Genomic DNA, 18990 nt, shown 5'->3' with positions numbered 1-18990 from the left:
AAAATGAGAAAGATCTGGTGGAAAATCCTCTGCATCGTGATCATCTTCTACGTGATCATCATGGGATTTATCGGTCCCGTACCACGCCTTCCAATTATTAACGAAAGTATCAGAAACACCTACTTTCACGTGGCGCTGTGGTTTGCAATGACCATCCTGCTTTTTACATCTATGATATACTCGATCCGCTATCTCAGCAAAGGAAGGATCGGAGATGATGATATTGCCAGCGAAATTGCCAAATCGGGCATCTTTTTCGGGGTATTGGGCTGTCTGACAGGCTCTGTTTGGGCTAATTTTACCTGGGGAGATCCCTGGCCGAACGATCCCAAGCTCAATGGCGCTGCTGTGGGTATCCTCATTTACATGGCCTATTTGCTGCTCAGAAGCTCTTTTGAAGATGAGCAACGCCGGGCACGGATATCTTCGGTTTACAACATTTTCGCTTTCGCGGTCTTTATTCCGATCATTTATATCCTGCCGCGCCTGACGGATTCACTGCACCCCGGTAGCGGTGGGAACAGTACATTTGGTTCTTACGACATCGACAACGACATCCGTAAGGTATTATACCCAGCAGTAATTGGCTATATCCTTCTTGGCCTGTGGGTTGCAGAGCTGAGAATACGCATTAAACGGATCAGACGATTCCATGAGGAAGAGTTGATCAAAACAGGCAGATTGTGACATTCCGGCCTGATTTGGGCCGTTTACAAACGTTTCAAAGTAAAATTTCGTTAAGGTTTAGTCCATTCATATATACAATGAAAAGAATTTCCCTCATCCTCCTGACATTGCTGGCCATCTCCGGCAACCTGTTCGCGCAGGCGGGCGACACATCCGTTGCAATGGCCGACAAGCTTCGTGAAGACGGTAAAATATGGGTCGTAGTGGCCGTCGTGGCCGTTATTTTCGCAGGCATTGCGATTAATATGCTCCGTATCGATTCCAAGTTGAAAAAGATTGAAAAAGAACTCAATATCAAGTAAGCCCTATGAAAAAGATACAGATATTCGGATTGGTGATCATCGCGGTTGCAATTGGTATTATCGTTTCAACTGCCGGTGATGCAAGTACTTACGTCGATTTCACCAAAGCCAAAGAAATGGCGCAGGATGGCGACAATGAGAGCATTCACGTGGTAGGCAAGCTTAAAAAAGACGCTGCCGGCCAGATTCTGGAAATGGAATACCGACCTGAAATCGACCCCAACCTGTTTGTTTTCACATTGATAGACAATAATAACGTGGAGCAAAAGGTGGTCTATAAAAACACCAAACCGCAGGATTTCGACAAATCCGAGCAGGTCGTAGTGGTGGGCAAAATGCGTGACGGCTCATTCTCTGCCGAAAAGATTCTCATGAAATGCCCGTCGAAATACGAGAACGGTAAAATGGAAACCACGGAACATACCGCGAAAGAATCATGATTCACAGTACGATCGGAAGTGCAGGGCACCTGCTGGTTATAGTCGCATTTGTAACGGCCATCCTGGCTACATTCGCTTATTTCAAAGCGGGTATCGCAGGAGGGACCGTCGAAGAGACGCAGAGTTGGAAAAAGTTTGCGCGCGGCGTTTTCTGGGTACATTTGGCGGCAGTGTTGGGTGTGGTGTTCTCGCTCTACTGGATCATCGGTAACCATTATTTCGAATACCATTACGCCTGGAAAAACTCGTCGCTTTCCCTGCCCACAGGCTACACCATTTCCAGCTTCTGGCAGGACCAGGAAGGCAGCTTCCTGCTCTGGATCTTCTGGAACGTGGTGCTTGGCGCGACCCTGATCTTCACTAACCGTTCGTGGGAAGCCCCGGTAATGACCGTTTTCGCATTGGTACAGGCGTTCCTTACCTCCATGATCCTCGGCGTGGTAATCCCCGGCCTCGATCTGAAAATCGGGTCTACGCCATTCCTTTTGCTAAAAGAGGTAATGCCCGACCTACCGGTCTACAAAATGGACCCGAATTTCATCCCGAAAGACGGTAACGGCCTCAACCCGCTATTGCAGAACTACTGGATGGTGATTCACCCTCCTACCCTCTTCCTCGGCTTCGCGAGCACGCTTATTCCGTTCTCATTCGCGATTGCTGGTCTTTGGACCAAGCGCATCCACGAATGGATCCGTCCTGCATTGCCGTGGTCGCTGTTCTCAGCATTGGTTTTGGGTGTAGGTATTTTAATGGGTGCTTACTGGGCTTATGAAACGCTCAACTTCGGTAGCTACTGGAACTGGGATCCCGTGGAAAACTCGTCTATCGTGCCCTGGATCGTCCTGGTAGCGGCGGTACACGTGATGATCATCGCGAGAAGGAATGCGACGGCATTGAAAACATCGTTCATCCTTACGATTGCGACGTTCATTCTGGTCCTTTACTCGACCTTTATGACCCGCAGCGGTGTGCTGGGTAATGCTTCCGTACACTCCTTTACCGACCTTGGACTTTCGGGTCAGTTGCTGATCTACCTTTTTACATTTATTATCGTGGCGGTCGGTTTGCTGGTTTACCGCTGGAAATCGCTGCCGAGCGATGAGGAGGAAGTATCGACTTACTCGCAAGAATTCTGGCTCTTCATCGGTGCCACATTGCTTTGCCTTTCTGGCTTCCAGATCATCGCTACCACTTCCATTCCGGTTTATAACAAAATCGCCGAGGCATTCGGTACCGTGCTGAATATGGCGCTCCCGGCCGACCAGGTAGCGCATTACAACAAGTTCCAACTTTGGTTCTTCGCATTGATTATCGTTCTTACTGGTGTAGGCCAGTATTTCTGGTGGAAAAAAACCGGCAAAGGCAAATTGCAGGCATTGTACAACCCGCTATTGGTTGCATTGCTGATCAGCGCTGCCGTGATCACATTCAAGCAGGTCCGCGACATCCAGTACATTGCGCTGCTCACGACTTCGATTTTTGCGGTGGTGGCCAACGGCAATATCCTGCTGAACATTATCCGGGGTAATTATAACCTGTCGGGCGGCGCGATCACGCATATTGGTGTAGCGCTGATGCTTATCGGTATTCTGTTCTCGTCGGCCTATACCAAGGTTGTTTCGATCAATAACTCCGGTTTGATGATCTCCCGTAGCGAGGAGTTTACGGCCAACGACAATAAGGAGAACAAAGAAAACATTACCCTTTGGCTCAACAAGCCTGAGAAAATGGGCGATTACATGCTCACCTGGCGCGACGTGCGCGTAGAGCCGCGTCACATTCCGGGTTACATTCCTAAGAGCTGGGTCGATATCGTAGAAGGCGATTTCCACGCCGTTGCATTGCGCGACATCGAGTTGAATGGCCAGAAATACAACAAAAAGGGCGATACCCTGGAAATTTTCCCGGAAAACTTCTATTACGAAATCGAGTACCGCGAACCGTCGGGCAAAATATTCACGCTTTTCCCTCGCGTGCAGATCAACCCGCGCATGGGTGGCATCGTTTCCTCGCCGGACATTCAGCGCAAGGTCGATAAGGATTTGTACACCTACGTTTCGATGGTGACCAACCCTACCGCCGAGCCCGTATGGAGCCAGACGGAAAGCTTTACCGTTAACCTGCGCGATACTTTTTTTGTAAACGACTACGTGGCTATTCTCGACAACGTGGTACGTACCGAAGACGTGGAAGGCATTAAACTCAACGAAGGAGATGCGGCGGTGAAAGCGATCATCCGAGTGCTCGACAAAGACAAGGAATTTGTAGTGACCCCGTCTTTTGTGATTCGCGACCGTATGGTAGCGCGCAAGCCGGAAACGAGCAATGAGCTTGGTATGCGCATTCAATTCAACGAAATCAACCCGCAAACAGGGCAGTTTACATTTGGTGTGAACACGACGCAGCGCGACTTCATCGTCATGAAAGCGACCGAAAAACCATTGATCAATATCCTCTGGCTCGGAACTTTCGTGCTCGTGATCGGTTTTGTGATGGCTACCATCCGCCGTTTCAGGGATTTTGTCAAAATGCGCAACAAAGAAAGCGCCGCGACGGAGCCTAAGGCCAAAGTGACACCGAAAGTCCAAACTGCGTAAGCGATTCATTTGAAATACATTATAAAGCGTTCCGGCCTTAAAATGCCGGAACGCTTTTCTTTTAAATACCAGAAACTAAGTTAACCGGCCTCTCCCGAAAGGTTTTGTTTGAGTTGCGTATAGAGGTGAGTATTTTGCGGAACTCAATCGACCTCATTACACATGGACAAGCCGCAACAAACCTCCCGGCGCGAATTTCTGCGCCAATCAGCCCTGTTCGCAGGCGCTTCACTTATTTCAACCCACGCATTCGGAAGCATTCATATTGGCAAACAAACCCGCGTGATCGTGATCGGTGGCGGGTTTGCCGGGCTGGCCGCTGCATATGCCCTCAAGCAAAAGAATGTGGACGTAACGGTGCTCGAATCCCGCAACCGCATTGGCGGAAGAGTGTTTTCCCATACTATTGATCCAAAAGAAAACCTGGTCGTGGAACTAGGCGCCGAGTGGGTAGGCAACTCTCATGAGCGCGTACATGCGCTATGCGGCGAATTTGGTATCCCTTTGCTCAATAACCAGTTCGACACCCATTTGATTTATCAGAACCAGTACACCAAAGCCAACGCCTGGGACTACTCCGAAAACTGGAAACCCAAATTTCAGGCATTGCTCGACGGTTATAAGCAGCTCAACGAAACCCAGAAAGAGCAGCTCGACGGCATCAGCTGGTGGCGCTACCTGGTCAACAACGGCTGCGAGGGCAAGGACCTGATCATCCGCGAACTCCTCGACAGCACCGATTTCGGAGAGAGTATCCGGCATGTGTCCGCGATGGTGGCCTTGTCGGAGTATGCGGAGAGCAGTGAAAAGAATGAAATGGACCTTAAAATGCAGGGCGGCAATACGCAGCTCGCCAGGAAGTTCGCCGAAAAGATCGGGATCGAGCATATCCTCACCGGCCACACCGTCCGGCGCATTGAGCAGAAGGACAACGTGACTGTCACCTGCGATAACGGCAAAACTTTCGAAGCCGACCGGCTCATTTGCGCCATCCCGACATTCGCTATCCAGAAAATACAATGGGAGCCGGGGTTGCCCGACGTGCAGGCACAGGCCATTAACCAACTTCTGTACGCCCGGATCAACAAGAACGCGATTTTATTTAAAGACAGGTTCTGGAAAGACGAGAGCTTCGACCTCATTACCGACCAGACGCCACAGTATTTCTACCACGCCACCAAAAACCAGAAATCGAAAAAAGGCGCGCTTATTTCCTACACAATCGGCGACAAAGCGGAACTGATCGCAAACCAGGACGATGCCTGGCGAAAAGATATGCTCCACCAGACGCTCAACCCGCATTTCAAGGGCGTCAGGAAACGGATCGACTCGCAGGCCAACTACTATTGGGGAACCGATAAGTTGTCGCAGGGGGCCTACGCGATTTACGGTCTCAACCAATGGCACACCTTACGGCCTATTCTGCAAAAACCATTTCTGAAAACATCTTTCGCCGGTGAGCACCTTGCCGACTGGCAGGGTTTCATGGAAGGCGCGGTGGCCACCGGCGAAGCTGCTGCTGTGGAAGCACTGGCGATTTAAAACCGTAATCCAAGCCGCGTAAAGAAGAACGTCCCGTTGCTACCCATTTGTACCGGGTCCCAGGCACCACCCGATTCAGTCAATGCGGGCTGGAACTTGTCGGGATACACATTCAGAATGTTGCTGCCCCCGATGGATAGCGATACGTTTTTGGTGAATTTGTAATTCAATGTAAGGTCTGTCTGGACTTTGGGACTGTATGTGTCGATCATATAGTCCCAATTGGCCAGCTTGATTTCGCCGAAGCGGATAAACCGCAGCATCGCGCTGAACTTGCTGACCGAGTAGTCAAAAGTAAGGTTGATCTTCGACGGTGGTGCCGATGCGAGTACGAACCGCCGCTCGCGCTCATCAAAGTAAATATCCTCCTTCCCGGCCAGCTTCGGCACCGTATTCACCGGGCCGAGTTCCATCCAGTTAAAATTCGCAGCCACTGTCGTACTCAATCTGCCAACACCCAGCCGCATTGAATGCGCTACGATCACATCGAGCCCTTTGGTAGTAGTGTATTCCAATGCGTTGGTAAAGAATTGCGCCTTGCCTACCCGCAAATCTTTCAGCAATGCGCCGATATCTTCATCGTCGTCGCTGAACTGCCCGGTAAGCACCACGCGGTCTTTCACTTTTACATAATAACCATCCACCGTAACCGACAACCCCGAAGCCGGCGTGAACGTAATACCCAGGCTCGCATTCTGCGAAGTTTCCTGTTTCAGCTCCGGAATCCCCAGTGCTTTCGTAACCGCGCTATTGTTGTTGGCAAGCAGCACTTCCACGGGCTGTCCGTTCACGAAGTTGGTGAATGTCGAATTGAAATATTTCTGAGCCAGCGAAGGGGCGCGGAAACCGGTGCTTACCGAGCCGCGCAATGCCAACGCATCCGTGACTTTATAGCGCAGTCCAAGCTTGCCATTCAAAGTACTTCCAAAATCGCTGTATCGCTCAAAACGACCCGCCACATCAATCAGGAATTGTTTGGTAACATCCGCTTCGAGGTCGACATACACACCCACATTCGAGCGGGTATGGTTGGTCACGTCGGCTGGGCTGTAACCGGGAAAACCTTGCGAGCCTCCGGCAAATTGGGGATCGTAGTTACGGTAGGAAGCCTCTTCACCCGCGAAAATCTTGTAGCGCTCCGTACGGAACTCGCCTCCGAATGCGACGTTAAGCCCCTGCATTATATTTTTATAAAAACGGCTGATATTCAAATTCGTAACATTCTGCCCCAGCTGAAAACCACCGGCATCGAACGATGTCTGCGAACGCTCGCCCAGCGACCGGTTCAGCGAGTTTTTAACACCAAAATGGAATTTGTTAAAACCATAGGTGTTGCTTAAATCAATATCCCATGACTTCCACACCCCACGAAAACCGGCAGCGACCGAACGGTCTTTGATTTTACTTGTAATGATCGGGTCGAATCCGTTGGGATAAACGGATGGAATATTGCGATCGTCGTCCGCGAAGCGAGTCCACGCGTAGGCATCGCCGCTGCGCTCGTTGAGGCCTCCGAAGCTGTAAAATTGAAAATTACTGCCGAGCGGTATTTTAGCATTGTAATAAATGGCCGCATTACGGATTTCCGGGTCGCCGTATTGGCGGCGCGCGAGATCCGCCTCGCTGGCAACTGTGTTCGCGCGATTGGTATGATCGCGCGAATTGTAATCGGCTGTTAGATTAACGAAGCCTTTTTTCGCGATTTTCAAGCCATAATTCGCATTGATATTGTAGTTCAATCCATCAAATTTTTTATCGTCGAAACGATATTTGGCTTTAAACATCCCCGCATTCGCATTCACCGTCAGTTGGTCTGTACTTTCCTTTAAAACGATATTGATCACGCCTGCGATGGCATCCGAACCATATTGTGCTGCGGCGCCGTCGCGCAAGATTTCGATGCGCTCGATAGCCGCCGCCGGGATCGCGTTCAGGTCGGTACCGGTGTTACCCCGGCCGCGTGATCCGAAAAGGTTAACCAATGCGGATTGGTGGCGACGTTTCCCATTGATCAGCACGAGCGTCTGATCGGGTCCGAGCCCGCGCAATGAGGCAGGGTCCACATGGTCCGCACCATCGGAACCGGTCTGCCTGTTTGAATTGAACGATGGTGCGGCGAATTGCAAGAGCTGATTCACATCGAGCTGGCCCTGCTTGGTGGTCACTTCGCGGATATCGATTACGTCCACCGGCGCGGGCGTGTCCGTCGATGAGCGGTTAAGGTTTCGCGAGCCTACCACGGTCACCTGGTTCAGCACGGTGGCGTCCGAAAGTGCAAAGTCCTGACTGGCAATGCCGTTCAATTCCCTTTCCACTTTATTGTAACCCACATAAGTCACTACCAAAGTCGCATTACTGTATCCGACAGCCAGGCTGTATGTGCCGCTTCCGTCGGTCACCGTGCCATTGCCGGTTCCTTTTTCGACAACGGATGCTCCTATCAGCGGCTCGCCTTTCTCATCCGTCACTTTCCCGGATATTTGAAGGCCTTGCGCATGACAATAACATGAGAGGAACACGAAGAGCCATGTTTTGTATATCATTTTCATAAGACAAATATTAGGTGCTATTCGAACCAAATATGCAATATTCGTCTTTAAAATAAATAATAACCAAATAAAATTTCTTGAATGTTAATTTTTACAGAATTTATTTAAACCATCGGTTACATGAGGATAAAATGTAACATTTCCGTGTAAAAGCTTTTTCCAACTTCCTGCATTTCAAGCCGGTTGATATGTATCTTTGCCGCTTAAATATGTTTTTTGTATTCTGTTTCCTATGGTATCTGAACTCATCAAATCGGCATTGGGCCGCTTGCGAATTATCGCATTTCTTGAAGGCATTTCCTTTTTAGCGCTTCTCGGCATCGCAATGCCCCTTAAATATTTTGCCGGGCTCCCCCAGGCTGTGCGGATCGTAGGCATGGCGCATGGCGTGTTGTTCGTCCTTTTCGTGCTCCTGCTCATCCAGGTTGCAATAGAGAAAAGCTGGCCGCTCAAAAAATCGGCTTTGTCATTCGCTTCTTCGCTGATACCATTCGGGACATTCTATGCAGATGCCCGCTGGTTCAGAAACTGAGTATTCCCCGAACCTTTTATATTCCTAAACATCCCTTAAGATCAAGTGCTACGTACCTTTATCCTAACCCCTTTCATTTTCTGTTTCATCATTTTCCAAAGTATTGCCCAGAAACCGAACGAAAATTACCAGTACCACATCCATTCAGCCGCTTCGCCGGTTAAAATCGATGGTGCAGCCGACGACCCCGCATGGTCGGCCGCGGAAACGGCGAAAGACTTTTTCATGATCACGCCTATGGACACGAGCTTTTCCAGGGCGCTCACGGATGTGAAAATGTGCTACGACAAGCACAACCTCTACATCCTGGTTGTCAACTACAAACCGATCCAAGGCTCACTGATCGTGGAATCGCTGAAACGTGATTTTGCATTCGGGAAGAATGACAACTTCCTCCTTTTCATGGACACGTTCGATGACAAGACCAACGGTTTTTCGTTCGGTGCCAATGCAGCGGGTGCTCCCTGGGACGGCCAGCAGGGCGATGGCGGTACGGTTGACCTCAGCTGGGACAACAAGTGGGTAAGTTCCGTTAAAAACGAGGATGACAAATGGGTTTGGGAAGCGGCCATTCCCTTTAAAAGTATCCGCTATAAACCAGGTATTACACGCTGGGGCATCAATTTCAGTCGCCAGGATCTGACTATTTCCGAGAAATCGTCGTGGGCACCCGTACCGCGGCAGTTCCCGTCTGCGTCGCTCGCGTACACGGGCGTGCTCGTGTGGGATGTACCGCCCCCCAATCCGGGGCCGAACATTTCGGTGATACCTTATGCGGCCATGCGCATGACGAAGGACCACCAGAACGACATTCCTACCAAATACAAACCGACCATCGGCGGCGACGTCAAAATAGGCCTTACACCATCGCTGAACCTAGATTTGACCGTCAATCCCGACTTCTCACAGGTGGATGTGGACGTGCAGCAGACTAACCTCGACCGTTTTGAGCTATTTTTTCCCGAGCGCCGGCAGTTCTTTCTTGAAAACGCCGACCTTTTCGCCAATTTCGGGTACGCTACCATCCGGCCGTTTTTCTCGCGGCGCATCGGCCTGGGCGTGCCGATCCAATTTGGGGCACGTATGAGCGGAAAGATCAATAAAAACTGGCGTATCGGCGTGCTGGATGTACAAACTGGCGCTAATGATACACTCACGCCCCATAACAACTACGCCGTGTTCGCATTGCAGCGGCAGGTGCTGGCGCGTTCCAACGTGCGGTTCATTTTTGTCAATAAAGATGCAACCAATTATACGCTCGAAAGGCATTCGGCCACTAACCGCTACAACCGGAACGTCGGTGCGGAGTTCAACCTTGCGAGCGCCAAAAACCTGTGGACGGGAAAGGTAATGTTCCTAAAATCTTTCACGCCCGGTAAATCCTCCGACGATTTCACGCACGCCGCCGACCTGAAATTCACCAAGGCGAATCTAATATGGCAATGGCAGCATGAGTACGTGGGCAAAAATTACAACGCGGAAGTCGGCTATGTCCCCAATGCCGTACGCATGGGTTACTATAAAATCAGCCCGAACGTTGCCTATCTGTTTTTTATCAAACACCCGAAAATCATCAGCCACGGGCCGAAACTCGTAAGCAATGTTTACTGGGACAAAAAATTCGATCTGAGCGACCGGGAGTTCATCTTGTCCTACAACGTCAACTTTATCAACCGCGCGACGGTAGCCGTGTGGGGTTCCAGCAACTATGTGCGGTTGCTGCGCCCTTTCGATCCTACCAACCTCGGCGGCGCTACATTGGCGACCGGTACCGAGCATAACTGGAAAGCCGTCGGTTTCGACATCGTATCCGGCCCTCAAAACCGCCTTACTTACCTCGCATCGGGTATCCTCGGCGGCTATTATCAAAACGGCAAGCGTAACAATCTGCGGGCCGAGCTTGGTTATCGCGTTCAGCCGTACGTCGCCATTACGATGGCCGGCAACTACAACGATATCCGGCTGCCCGAGCCCTGGAAGCGTACCCAACTGTGGCTCGTAGGTCCGCGCGTAGACGTAACGTTCACTAACAGCCTGTTTTTCACGACATTCATGCAGTACAACAACCAGGCCGACAATATCAACCTGAATGCCCGTCTGCAATGGCGCTACAAACCGGCTTCCGACCTTTTTATCGTATACACCGACAATTATCTGCCCGAAAACTTCAAGGTGAAAAATCGGGCGATCGTGCTGAAATTCACTTATTGGTGGAATCTTTAATAAAACACTTCAATATTCTTCTTTTTGAGCTGGCTCAACTGCTCGCTGTATTTACGCTCGGCATCCTGTCCTAAAAACGGGTTGCCGCGCAAATGCAGCTTGTCGAGCTTGCTGATCTGCAAGAGCTGCATCGGAAATTCGGGAAAGTTGTTGCCCGACAAATCCAGTTCTTGCAGGTTTGTAAAAGCGACCAGCTGCGATGGGAAGGTGGTCAGCCAGTTGTAGCCGAGATCCACAATGCGCAGCTCCTTCATACGCGTAATGCGCTCAGGTAGTTTGCTAAGGTGATTATGATGCGCGTAAAGTGTGTGCACGCGTTTCAGCTTATCGATGCGCTTCGGCAATGCGGTGAGCTGATTATGGGAAACTGCAAAATGCGTCAGGCGTTTCAGCTTCGTGATCGATTTCGGAAGGGTTTCCAATTTATTATAATACAAATCCAGCACTTCCAGCCTGCGCATTTTTCGAATGCCTTTGGGCAACACTGCTACATTTGCCTTGTAGAAATTAAGGTCTTTAACGGGTTTCAATTTGCTGAAACTGGCATTAGTTAGACCGGTCAGCTGGTTATTCCCGAGCCAGAGCGTTTCGAGCTTTTTACAGTTGCGGGCTGCACGCGGAATATCGGTAATGAGGTTCTTCTGTATATTGAGCAGTTGCAATGATTTGTTTTTGCTGATGGCAATGCTGTTATCACGCAATATGTTTTTGCTTAAATCGAGGTGCCGCAATTTGGGCAGGCGCTCCATGTCCAGATCGACGTTTTCGATATCGTTGTCGCCCAAAAACAGCTCTTCCAGGTTCGGGAAGCGGTATATTACTTCCGGGACGGACGTCAACAGGTTCTGTCCGAGCGCGAGCGTCTTCACCTTCAACGTATCTTTCGTCGCCACAGCCTCTACCAGGCCATGTACTACACTATCCTTTTTGATATGCGGCTCCCTGGGCGGCCGGGTGAAGAAGCCCACGAAAACGATGATAGCAGTTTTGGCACCGACCGTCCTGCGTGCGACAAAATCGGTGAGGTATGGCGCAATCCGGGACGAAATAATGGTTGCCAGCGAGTCGGCCACGGTCGATTCCTCCCGCTGCTTTCCGTTTACAGGTCGGAAACCGCTCGTGACGGCCAACACCAGGTAGTCGATTTTGCCCTTCTCATTCAGGTAAAGGGTGTTCCAGACCGTATAATCCCTAAATTTGTCGGTTTCGAGAATTTGTCCGTAAATACGCTCAAATGCCGTCTGTACCGTGTGCGGCTTTTCGTTCACTTCGCCTTCAACATTCAGGTAATCATGTCTTAGTTTCTGCGAAAGATCTTTGGGAACGTCTTTGTGGATCAGTACCACAGGCTGCGCCGCCAGGCCGATGCCTGCAACGAGCAATAAAACAGTGAAGAATATTTTCATGACAGGCAGTATTAAGTGAGCACGCAAACATAACTAAAAGAATAGTTATATTATTATACTTACTTATATATTTTCTGTCGTAATTTACTCATTCCTATTTACTCCGTTCAATCGTATACTGAACGAGTTGTTCGAGCGAGCGGCGGTGGGGTGAGTCGGCGAATTCGTTGAGCAATGTTAGTGCTTCCTTTACATACCTTTCCATTACCTCCTGCGCGTAGCGTAACCCCCCCGAGTCTTTCACGAATGCGATTACTTCACTTACCTTGTTGGGCTTGTGGCTTTCGTTGCGGATAATGTTGATAATGCGGCGCTTTTCCAGCCAGGGCGCATGGTTGAGCGCGTAAATGAGCGGGAGCGTCATTTTCTTTTCCTTGATATCGATGCCGAGCGGCTTACCGATTTCGTCTTCACCATAGTCGAAAAGGTCGTCCTTGATCTGGAATGCCATGCCTACCTTCTCGCCGAATGCGTGCATTTTTTCTACCACCTCCTTCGCCGCGCCTACCGAGCTGGCGCCCGCTGCACAGCACGAAGCGATGAGCGACGCGGTCTTCTGGCGGATGATCTCGTAGTAAACCTCTTCATTAATATCCAGCCTGCGGGCCTTTTCGATTTGCAGCAGCTCGCCTTCGCTGAGCTCACGGACGGCCGTCGAAACGATTTTCAATATTTTGAATTCCTCATGATCGACCGAAAGTAGCAGCCCGCGCGACAACAGGTAGTCACCCACGAGCACGGCTATCTTGTTTTTCCACAATGCGTTCACAGAGAAAAAGCCACGGCGGTAATTGGAATCGTCCACCACGTCGTCGTGTACGAGGGTGGCCGTATGCAGCAGTTCGATCATCGCGCCACCACGGTAGGTCGATTCGGAGATATTGCCACAAACCCCTGCGGACAGAAATACGAACATTGGGCGCAGCTGCTTGCCTTTCCGCCTCACGATATAGTTCATGATCTGGTCCAAAAGCATTACTTCGCTTTTCATAAACTGGCGAAACTTCTGCTCGAAAGCTTTCATCTCATCCGCAATAGGAGCCTGAATTTCCTTTATTGAAAGGGTCATATTCATGTACGAGGGCTTAAAGGTCCCTCCTGATAATAAAAGGAAGCGAACAGGGGCATAAGTTTGTAAATATGTTCGTTTAACCCTCTGAACTCTGATCTTCAAATTTGGAATAAAATCTTCTGTTTATATCAATTTTAAACCGAAAATGTTTAGAATTGAACAAAGGCCAGGGCGTCCAAAACTGCCGACAGCCGACAGCCAGCAGCCGAAGTACAAACTAAACCACGTAAACCAGTCGATATGAAAGCACTCGTTCTCGGCGGAGGATCTATGAAGGGAGCATTTCAGGTAGGTGTGATCCAGGCAGTCCTGGAAAACGGTTTTGAACCTGAAATGGTGTACGGGATTTCGGTAGGCTCGCTCAACGCCACGTTCCTCGCCAATGAAACCGGCAAGCAAATAGCCGAAAACAAAAAGATAGACTGGCCGCTCGCAGGTCGTAAGCTGCTCGAATTCTGGATCAAGAATATCACCCAGCCCCAGGATATTTCCACGCTGCGCTCACGGGTAATGCTGGGGATGAATACACTAATGAGCCGCTTTGACGGCATTGTGGACCCGTCGCCCCTGCATCAGCTCATCCGCAAGCACCTGCACGACGATTACCTCCGCGATACGCCCATTAAGGTTAAGGCCGGTGCTGTGAACATTGGTACCGGGGAAATGAAATATGTCTCCACACAGGATCCGCATTATGTGGATTTTGTATGTGCCAGCTCATCGATTCCGATGCTGATGCCGGCAATCGAAATCAACGGTCAGCTTTACCTCGACGGCGGTTTACGCGAGGTCGCGCCTATACGCGAGGCGATCGAGGACGGGGCAACGGAAATTATCCTGATCGGCTGCCATTCTCCCCTGCTCTACCAGCCGGAAGATATTAACACGCGCAATCTGATCACGCTGATCGAGCGTGTACGGGATATTACCGTGAACCAGATTGTGAACAACAATATCCAATGGGCCGAGTCGTACGTCGACCGCTCGAACCTTCGGGGCAAGCCGATGAAACTGACGGTAGTAAGGCCATCGACACCGCTTTTCCTCGATTTACAGCATTTCAACTCGGAAGATATTTCGAGGCTGATCATAGAAGGCTACCGCGCGGGTGTGGAATCAATTTTGAATGCTGAAAAAGGCGGAGACTCGTCGATTACCGATCCGGCTATTAATGGAACGGCCATTCGCGATTCTTCCAGACATGGGCCACTTCACACTGAATCAAACAATGTAAAATCGTAATGAAAAACCAGACAAGGCAGATATTCGCGGCACTGCTGCTCGCTGCCCTCTCACACACTGCCCAGGCCCAAACCGGTGACTGCCGGTTCAAAGACGCCGAAGCGCTGAAAAGTTACCTGAAGCCAGGCAAGCGTACCACACCATTAATCATGGCGCACCAGGGCGGTACCGAAGACGGCTTCCCCGGAAACAGCATGGCTACCTTCGAACGAACTTACGCAAAAGTGCCATGCGTGCTCCTTGAAATCGACGTCCGCGCCACAGCTGACAGCCTGCTTGTCATCTCGCACGACGACGACCTTGCATTAAAGACGAATGGCAAGGGCTTATTGAGTAAAAAGAAGTGGAAAGAAGTCAGCAAACTGAGGTTAAAAGATCCCTATGGCTCCATGACGGAGCACCCCATACCCACATTCCAGGATGTTTTGAATTGGTCGGCCGGCAAGAATTTGGTCCTGATCGTCGATAAGAAGCCCGAAACCAGCATTACCCAAACTATCAAAATGCTTCAAGGAACGGGAAATCTTTATAAATCGGTATTGATCTGCTATTCGCTACAAGAAGCCCAGTTCGCACATAAGCTGGCACCACAGCTCATGCTGGCGGTAGGTTTCAACAGCCTCGAGCACATCGACACGATCGAGCAGTCGGGCTTGCCGTTTGAACAGCTTGTGGCGCTCACGCCACGAGAATTGCAGGACGGATCATTTTACCAGCGCATTCACGACCTGAACGTCGCATCTTCACTAGGCACGAACGGCAATATCGACACGCTTCAAGCCACGGAATCACGGCCATTGTACCAAAAGATCCGGGATTCCGGCGGGCCGGATATTATCTGTACCGACAATCCGATTTTGTTGCAGAGTATTTTTTATAAGAGGGACTGAATGGAGGAAAGGGAGGATGGAGGAAAGGGAGGATGGAGGAAAGGGAGGATGGAGGAAAGGTCAGGCTGACAATAAGCAAAACAAAACGAGCCCGCATTACTGCGGGCTCGTTACTATCTGAAGGCTCGCTATCCTTAATTAAAAATATAACGGATACCGATTTGTGCCTGCCATACGTCGTTGATTGTTCTTGACTTCACAAACGCATCACGTACGAGCACAGTCTCAGTGGATGTGCCGTTGCTGATAACCTGCGTACCCATACGGTAGGTGGGAACACCCTGAGCGTTTACACTCGCGAAGTTGAGCGGGTTGGATTGCGTGCTGTTCGAAGAAGCAGTTACCTGGTTTGCTACACCCCATTTATTGTTGATCATATTACCAACGTTGAAAATATCGGCACGCAGACGGATGATATTCTTCTTGTCCTTTTTGCCCACTTTTACGTAGAAATCCTGCTCCACCGTTACGTCGAAACGGGTCAGCCATGGGTAAGCACCGCCATTACGCTCTGCATATTTGCCTTTTCTTTCCGACAGGTAAGGATGGTTGTCGATGTATTTCTGGAATGCTTCGGCCTGCTGTTCCGGCGAGAATGTATAAGTTTTGCCGTTCGCAGTAGTTGTCAGCGTCTGGAAAGTAAGGTCGCTTGCTTTGTTTGGAACAAAGATCAGGTCGTTGTTCTGACCGTCGCCGTTCATATCGGTAGCGCTGATGTAGGAGATTTTGGTACCGCTTGAAGATACACCACCCAATGTAATCATAGTAGCTCCACCGAATTTACCGCCATACTCTTTGCGGTAAGAAACGTAACCTACGAAGCGGTGACGAACGTCGTTACCTGAATAGGCCAGATCAAGATAGTTCAACCCATTCACACCCGGCACGTTGCCTTCCACGGTAGAAGAAACCGAAGCAATGTCCTTAGCCATACCGTAAGTATAACCTACCATTCCACCGAAACCGCGTGTCGCAGGTTTTTCGAGTTTACCGGTCAATGAGTAAGAATAGCCTTTATTCGTGTTAGTCAATACGTAAACATTTGATACGTCGTCTTCTATTAAGCGGGCTGTCGTCGCAGCACCTCCGCTAAGACCCGACGCAGGGAACCTGTTGCGAGTATCAGGACCTGCGAATTGTGCAGTAGGCGCTTTCAGGTTTACATCAATGTAGCGAAGCGAGTTGTAGTTTTTGTTGAAAATACCTTCCACGGTGGCTACAACGCCCCAGCCAAGTTGCTGGTCGATACCAATGTTACTTTTCCAAATTTGTGGCAACTTCAAATTTTCGTCCGATGCGTTCACCTGATAGCCTTTAAGTACCCCGGTCGAATCCGGATTGTAACGCGACGGATCCAATGTGAAAGGGTAGGCAGTCGTATTGCTTCCGGAGATGGTTGCAGAGTTCACACCATTGTTACCCAACTGGTTCGAGATCAACACGTAAGGAATGCGGGAAAGAAACAAACCGGTTCCTCCGCGAACCTGCGTAGTGCGGTCGCCTTTTACATCCCAGTTGAAACCTACGCGTGGTGAAAGGTAAACGCGGGATTTGGGAACATTACCTGTATTCACTTTATAAATTCCGCCATTCGGATCGCGGAAGTCTATTTTCGCGACATCTGCATTGTAATATTGCTTCGAAGTATTCGGCATGTTGACATAATCAGCGCGAAGACCGGCAGTAAGTTTGAAGTTAGGTGTAGCCTGGAACTCGTCCTGTGCGTACAAACTGATCGTCTGTGTTTTGAACACCTGCCATGGAGCGGCACCGCCCGGAAGCAATGAATAACGGTAATTGAAACGGACCACGGTATCAGGAGCGGTCGTCAGGTCCTTGTTAGCCAGGTATGCATTGGCAGCATTCTTGAAATCCTGGATCGATTTGAATACCCAAACACCATTTGAAGTTGGGAAGAACAGGTTGTTTGACTTGAAGTGCTCATATGACGCACCGACAGTCACTGTATGCTTTCCTGCAAAATACGTCAGGTTGTCGGTAATGTTGAAAGTAGAGTAATCCAGACGGTTGTTCGGTGTAAATGGATCCGAACCGATGGTAGTGTAAGTCGATCCGTCTTTCTGGATTTCGATCGTCGGGAAGATCGGCGCTTTGTATTTGCGGTCTTCAATCTGTTTATTGAATGTACCGATCAGGTTGTTGGCAAACTTACCGCCGAAGTTCGAGTTCAATTCCGCTACGAAGGAACGCGTGTTGTCCTGGATAATGTAGCCTGTATTCTGCGGAGAAATCGCCGAAAGCGAGTTGGTGCGGTTACCGAAACCTGCCGTGTTGGAGCTGTTGCTTTGGCTGATCAACACGTCCGAATCCGAATCGTGGTGCGAGTAACGCAATGTCAGCTTGTGCTTATCGCTGATGTTGTAGTCGATGCGGGCAAGAAACTTCTTGCTTGTGTTCTCGTTGTTAAAGCCGTCCAATGCACCTACGTCGTACTTGAACTTGTCTTTCATGAAGGAAGAAAGGTCCTCCATATCAGCCAATGTAGTTCGCGATATGTTACCGCCTGATCCCTGGCCACGGTTCAGTACGAAGTCGAGCGCCGGGCTTGAACGTTTTACGAACTCACCATTTACGAAGAAGAACAGTTTGTTTTTGATGATCGGGCCTCCCAGGCGGAAACCGGTTGTTTTTTCGTTGAATTCAGCCACCTTGAAATCGCTGCCGTCAATCTTCTTTCCTGCCAGGCTCTTGTTTTTAAAGAAATGGAAAACAGAACCTGAGAATTCATTGGTACCCGAGCGCGTTACCGCGTTGATACCCGCACCCGCGAAGCCCGATTGACGCACGTCATAAGGAGCGATGTTGATCTGTACCTCTTCGATCGCGTCCAGAGAAATCGCCGTAGAACCGGTACGACCACCCGCCTGCGCTTCGTTACCCAAACCGAAACCGTTGTTGAACACGGAACCATCAATGGTGAAGTTGTTATACCGGCTGTCCTGCCCGCCGAAAGAGCGGCCGTTGCTGTATGCGTTGTATTTGGTAATGTCATTCAGCGTACGTCCAAGCGTAGGCAGGCTTGTGATAAGGCCTTTGTTGAAAGTAGTAGCTGCACCCGTGCGGTCAGAGCTGAAAATGTCGCTTCCGGCGCCGGTAACAATCACCTCCGCAAGGTCGGTCGAACCGTCTTTCAGTTCGAAATTGACGTTGGCGGCAGTACCGAGGTTAGCAAAAATGTTTTCCTGTGACTGCTCATTAAATCCCACGAAAGATACTGTCACCTTGTAAGGACCACCCACGCGCACAGCCGGGATCGTGTAAAGTCCTTGTTCGTTGGTTACCGAGCCGTATTTTGTTCCCGACGGTTCGTGTATCGCAACGACCGTGGCGCCTGGGAGCACCTCGCCTTTGCCGTCTGCCACACGTCCCGTAATGGCTGATGAAGTCACCTGGGCTTGGGCCCCAGGTCCGAATAGAGAGAATAGAAGTGCGGTAACCGTGAGGCAGACCGCCCGGAAGAGTAAACTTTTCCCGTTCATAAATTTGG

13 protein-coding genes are annotated in these 18990 nt (G+C 50.0%); 9 read left to right on the top strand and 4 right to left on the bottom strand.

Annotated elements, in window-relative coordinates:
- The first annotated feature begins 3 nt into the window (after window positions 1–3).
- The 5 genes from ccsA (ACTJJJ_RS15605) (at window position 4) to ACTJJJ_RS15585 (ending at window position 5568) form a co-directional block, all read left to right on the top strand.
- Complete coding sequence (ccsA, locus tag ACTJJJ_RS15605; RefSeq protein ID WP_188933588.1) at window positions 4–687, top strand: cytochrome c biogenesis protein CcsA; 684 nt, start codon at window positions 4–6, stop codon at window positions 685–687.
- 77 nt (window positions 688–764) lie between these two features.
- Entirely contained in the window at window positions 765–989 is a 225-nt protein-coding gene (locus tag ACTJJJ_RS15600; RefSeq protein ID WP_188933590.1) for a CcmD family protein, read from the top strand.
- Between the two features lie 5 nt (window positions 990–994).
- A complete protein-coding gene (locus tag ACTJJJ_RS15595) occupies window positions 995–1429 on the top strand; it encodes a cytochrome c maturation protein CcmE domain-containing protein (protein ID WP_440702255.1) in 435 nt (144 codons plus the stop codon).
- On the top strand, window positions 1426–4026 hold the full coding sequence (gene ccsA / locus ACTJJJ_RS15590) for a cytochrome c biogenesis protein CcsA (RefSeq protein ID WP_188933594.1): 2601 nt from the start codon (window positions 1426–1428) through the stop codon (window positions 4024–4026). Before ACTJJJ_RS15595 ends, ccsA (ACTJJJ_RS15590) begins: the two co-directional genes overlap by 4 nt.
- A gap of 162 nt (window positions 4027–4188) precedes the next feature.
- A complete protein-coding gene (locus tag ACTJJJ_RS15585) occupies window positions 4189–5568 on the top strand; it encodes a flavin monoamine oxidase family protein (protein ID WP_440702254.1) in 1380 nt (459 codons plus the stop codon).
- Here ACTJJJ_RS15585 and ACTJJJ_RS15580 read toward each other — a convergent pair.
- Window positions 5565–8117 (bottom strand): TonB-dependent receptor, encoded by a 2553-nt coding sequence (locus ACTJJJ_RS15580; protein WP_440702253.1) that lies wholly within the window; start codon window positions 8115–8117, stop codon window positions 5565–5567. The genes ACTJJJ_RS15585 and ACTJJJ_RS15580 overlap by 4 nt on opposite strands.
- Before the next feature lie 232 nt (window positions 8118–8349).
- Between ACTJJJ_RS15580 and ACTJJJ_RS15575 the strand changes: the two genes are divergently transcribed.
- Both ACTJJJ_RS15575 and ACTJJJ_RS15570 read left to right on the top strand, forming a co-directional pair.
- Window positions 8350–8649: a DUF3817 domain-containing protein gene (locus ACTJJJ_RS15575; RefSeq protein ID WP_440702252.1), complete on the top strand. Its 300-nt coding sequence runs from the start codon at window positions 8350–8352 to the stop codon at window positions 8647–8649.
- Window positions 8650–8694: 45 nt separating this feature from the next.
- Complete coding sequence (locus tag ACTJJJ_RS15570) at window positions 8695–10872, top strand: DUF5916 domain-containing protein (RefSeq protein ID WP_440702251.1); 2178 nt, start codon at window positions 8695–8697, stop codon at window positions 10870–10872.
- Here the strand turns inward: ACTJJJ_RS15570 and ACTJJJ_RS15565 are convergent.
- Both ACTJJJ_RS15565 and ACTJJJ_RS15560 read right to left on the bottom strand, forming a co-directional pair.
- Window positions 10869–12278 (bottom strand): leucine-rich repeat domain-containing protein, encoded by a 1410-nt coding sequence (locus ACTJJJ_RS15565; RefSeq protein ID WP_440702250.1) that lies wholly within the window; start codon window positions 12276–12278, stop codon window positions 10869–10871. The genes ACTJJJ_RS15570 and ACTJJJ_RS15565 overlap by 4 nt on opposite strands.
- Before the next feature lie 94 nt (window positions 12279–12372).
- Window positions 12373–13347, bottom strand: a complete 975-nt coding sequence (locus ACTJJJ_RS15560; protein WP_426293210.1) for a polyprenyl synthetase family protein — start codon at window positions 13345–13347, stop codon at window positions 12373–12375.
- 243 nt (window positions 13348–13590) lie between these two features.
- On the opposite strand from ACTJJJ_RS15560, the gene ACTJJJ_RS15555 reads away from it, so the two are divergent.
- Both ACTJJJ_RS15555 and ACTJJJ_RS15550 read left to right on the top strand, forming a co-directional pair.
- Complete coding sequence (locus ACTJJJ_RS15555) at window positions 13591–14592, top strand: patatin-like phospholipase family protein (protein WP_188933606.1); 1002 nt, start codon at window positions 13591–13593, stop codon at window positions 14590–14592.
- Window positions 14592–15482 carry a glycerophosphodiester phosphodiesterase family protein gene (locus tag ACTJJJ_RS15550; RefSeq protein WP_440702249.1) on the top strand — a complete coding sequence of 297 codons (891 nt, stop codon included), beginning with the start codon at window positions 14592–14594 and terminating at the stop codon, window positions 15480–15482. Before ACTJJJ_RS15555 ends, ACTJJJ_RS15550 begins: the two co-directional genes overlap by 1 nt.
- Before the next feature lie 134 nt (window positions 15483–15616).
- Here the strand turns inward: ACTJJJ_RS15550 and ACTJJJ_RS15545 are convergent, their stop codons facing one another.
- Window positions 15617–18982 (bottom strand): TonB-dependent receptor, encoded by a 3366-nt coding sequence (locus tag ACTJJJ_RS15545; protein WP_188933611.1) that lies wholly within the window; start codon window positions 18980–18982, stop codon window positions 15617–15619.
- Window positions 18983–18990: the final 8 nt, after the last annotated feature.

The organism is Dyadobacter sp. 22481, assembly GCF_052044875.1.
Taxonomy (GTDB): Bacteria; Bacteroidota; Bacteroidia; order Cytophagales; family Spirosomataceae; genus Dyadobacter; species Dyadobacter endophyticus.
The sequence above is the reverse complement of the archived record's forward strand: the minus strand, read 5'-3'. Positions and strand labels throughout refer to the sequence as shown.

Bases quoted from the DNA above. Each gene is read 5' to 3' on its own strand.
- ACTJJJ_RS15580 (WP_440702253.1), bottom strand. From the start codon at position 8,117: ATGAAAATGATATACAAAACATGGCTCTTCGTGTTCCTCTCATGTTAT.
- ACTJJJ_RS15575 (WP_440702252.1), top strand. From the start codon at position 8,350: ATGGTATCTGAACTCATCAAATCGGCATTGGGCCGCTTGCGAATTATC.
- ACTJJJ_RS15585 (WP_440702254.1), top strand. From the start codon at position 4,189: ATGGACAAGCCGCAACAAACCTCCCGGCGCGAATTTCTGCGCCAATCA.
- ccsA (WP_188933594.1), top strand. From the start codon at position 1,426: ATGATTCACAGTACGATCGGAAGTGCAGGGCACCTGCTGGTTATAGTC.
- ACTJJJ_RS15600 (WP_188933590.1), top strand. From the start codon at position 765: ATGAAAAGAATTTCCCTCATCCTCCTGACATTGCTGGCCATCTCCGGC.
- ACTJJJ_RS15545 (WP_188933611.1), bottom strand. From the start codon at position 18,982: ATGAACGGGAAAAGTTTACTCTTCCGGGCGGTCTGCCTCACGGTTACC.
- ACTJJJ_RS15550 (WP_440702249.1), top strand. From the start codon at position 14,592: ATGAAAAACCAGACAAGGCAGATATTCGCGGCACTGCTGCTCGCTGCC.
- ccsA (WP_188933588.1), top strand. From the start codon at position 4: ATGAGAAAGATCTGGTGGAAAATCCTCTGCATCGTGATCATCTTCTAC.
- ACTJJJ_RS15555 (WP_188933606.1), top strand. From the start codon at position 13,591: ATGAAAGCACTCGTTCTCGGCGGAGGATCTATGAAGGGAGCATTTCAG.
- ACTJJJ_RS15595 (WP_440702255.1), top strand. From the start codon at position 995: ATGAAAAAGATACAGATATTCGGATTGGTGATCATCGCGGTTGCAATT.
- ACTJJJ_RS15565 (WP_440702250.1), bottom strand. From the start codon at position 12,278: ATGAAAATATTCTTCACTGTTTTATTGCTCGTTGCAGGCATCGGCCTG.
- ACTJJJ_RS15560 (WP_426293210.1), bottom strand. From the start codon at position 13,347: ATGACCCTTTCAATAAAGGAAATTCAGGCTCCTATTGCGGATGAGATG.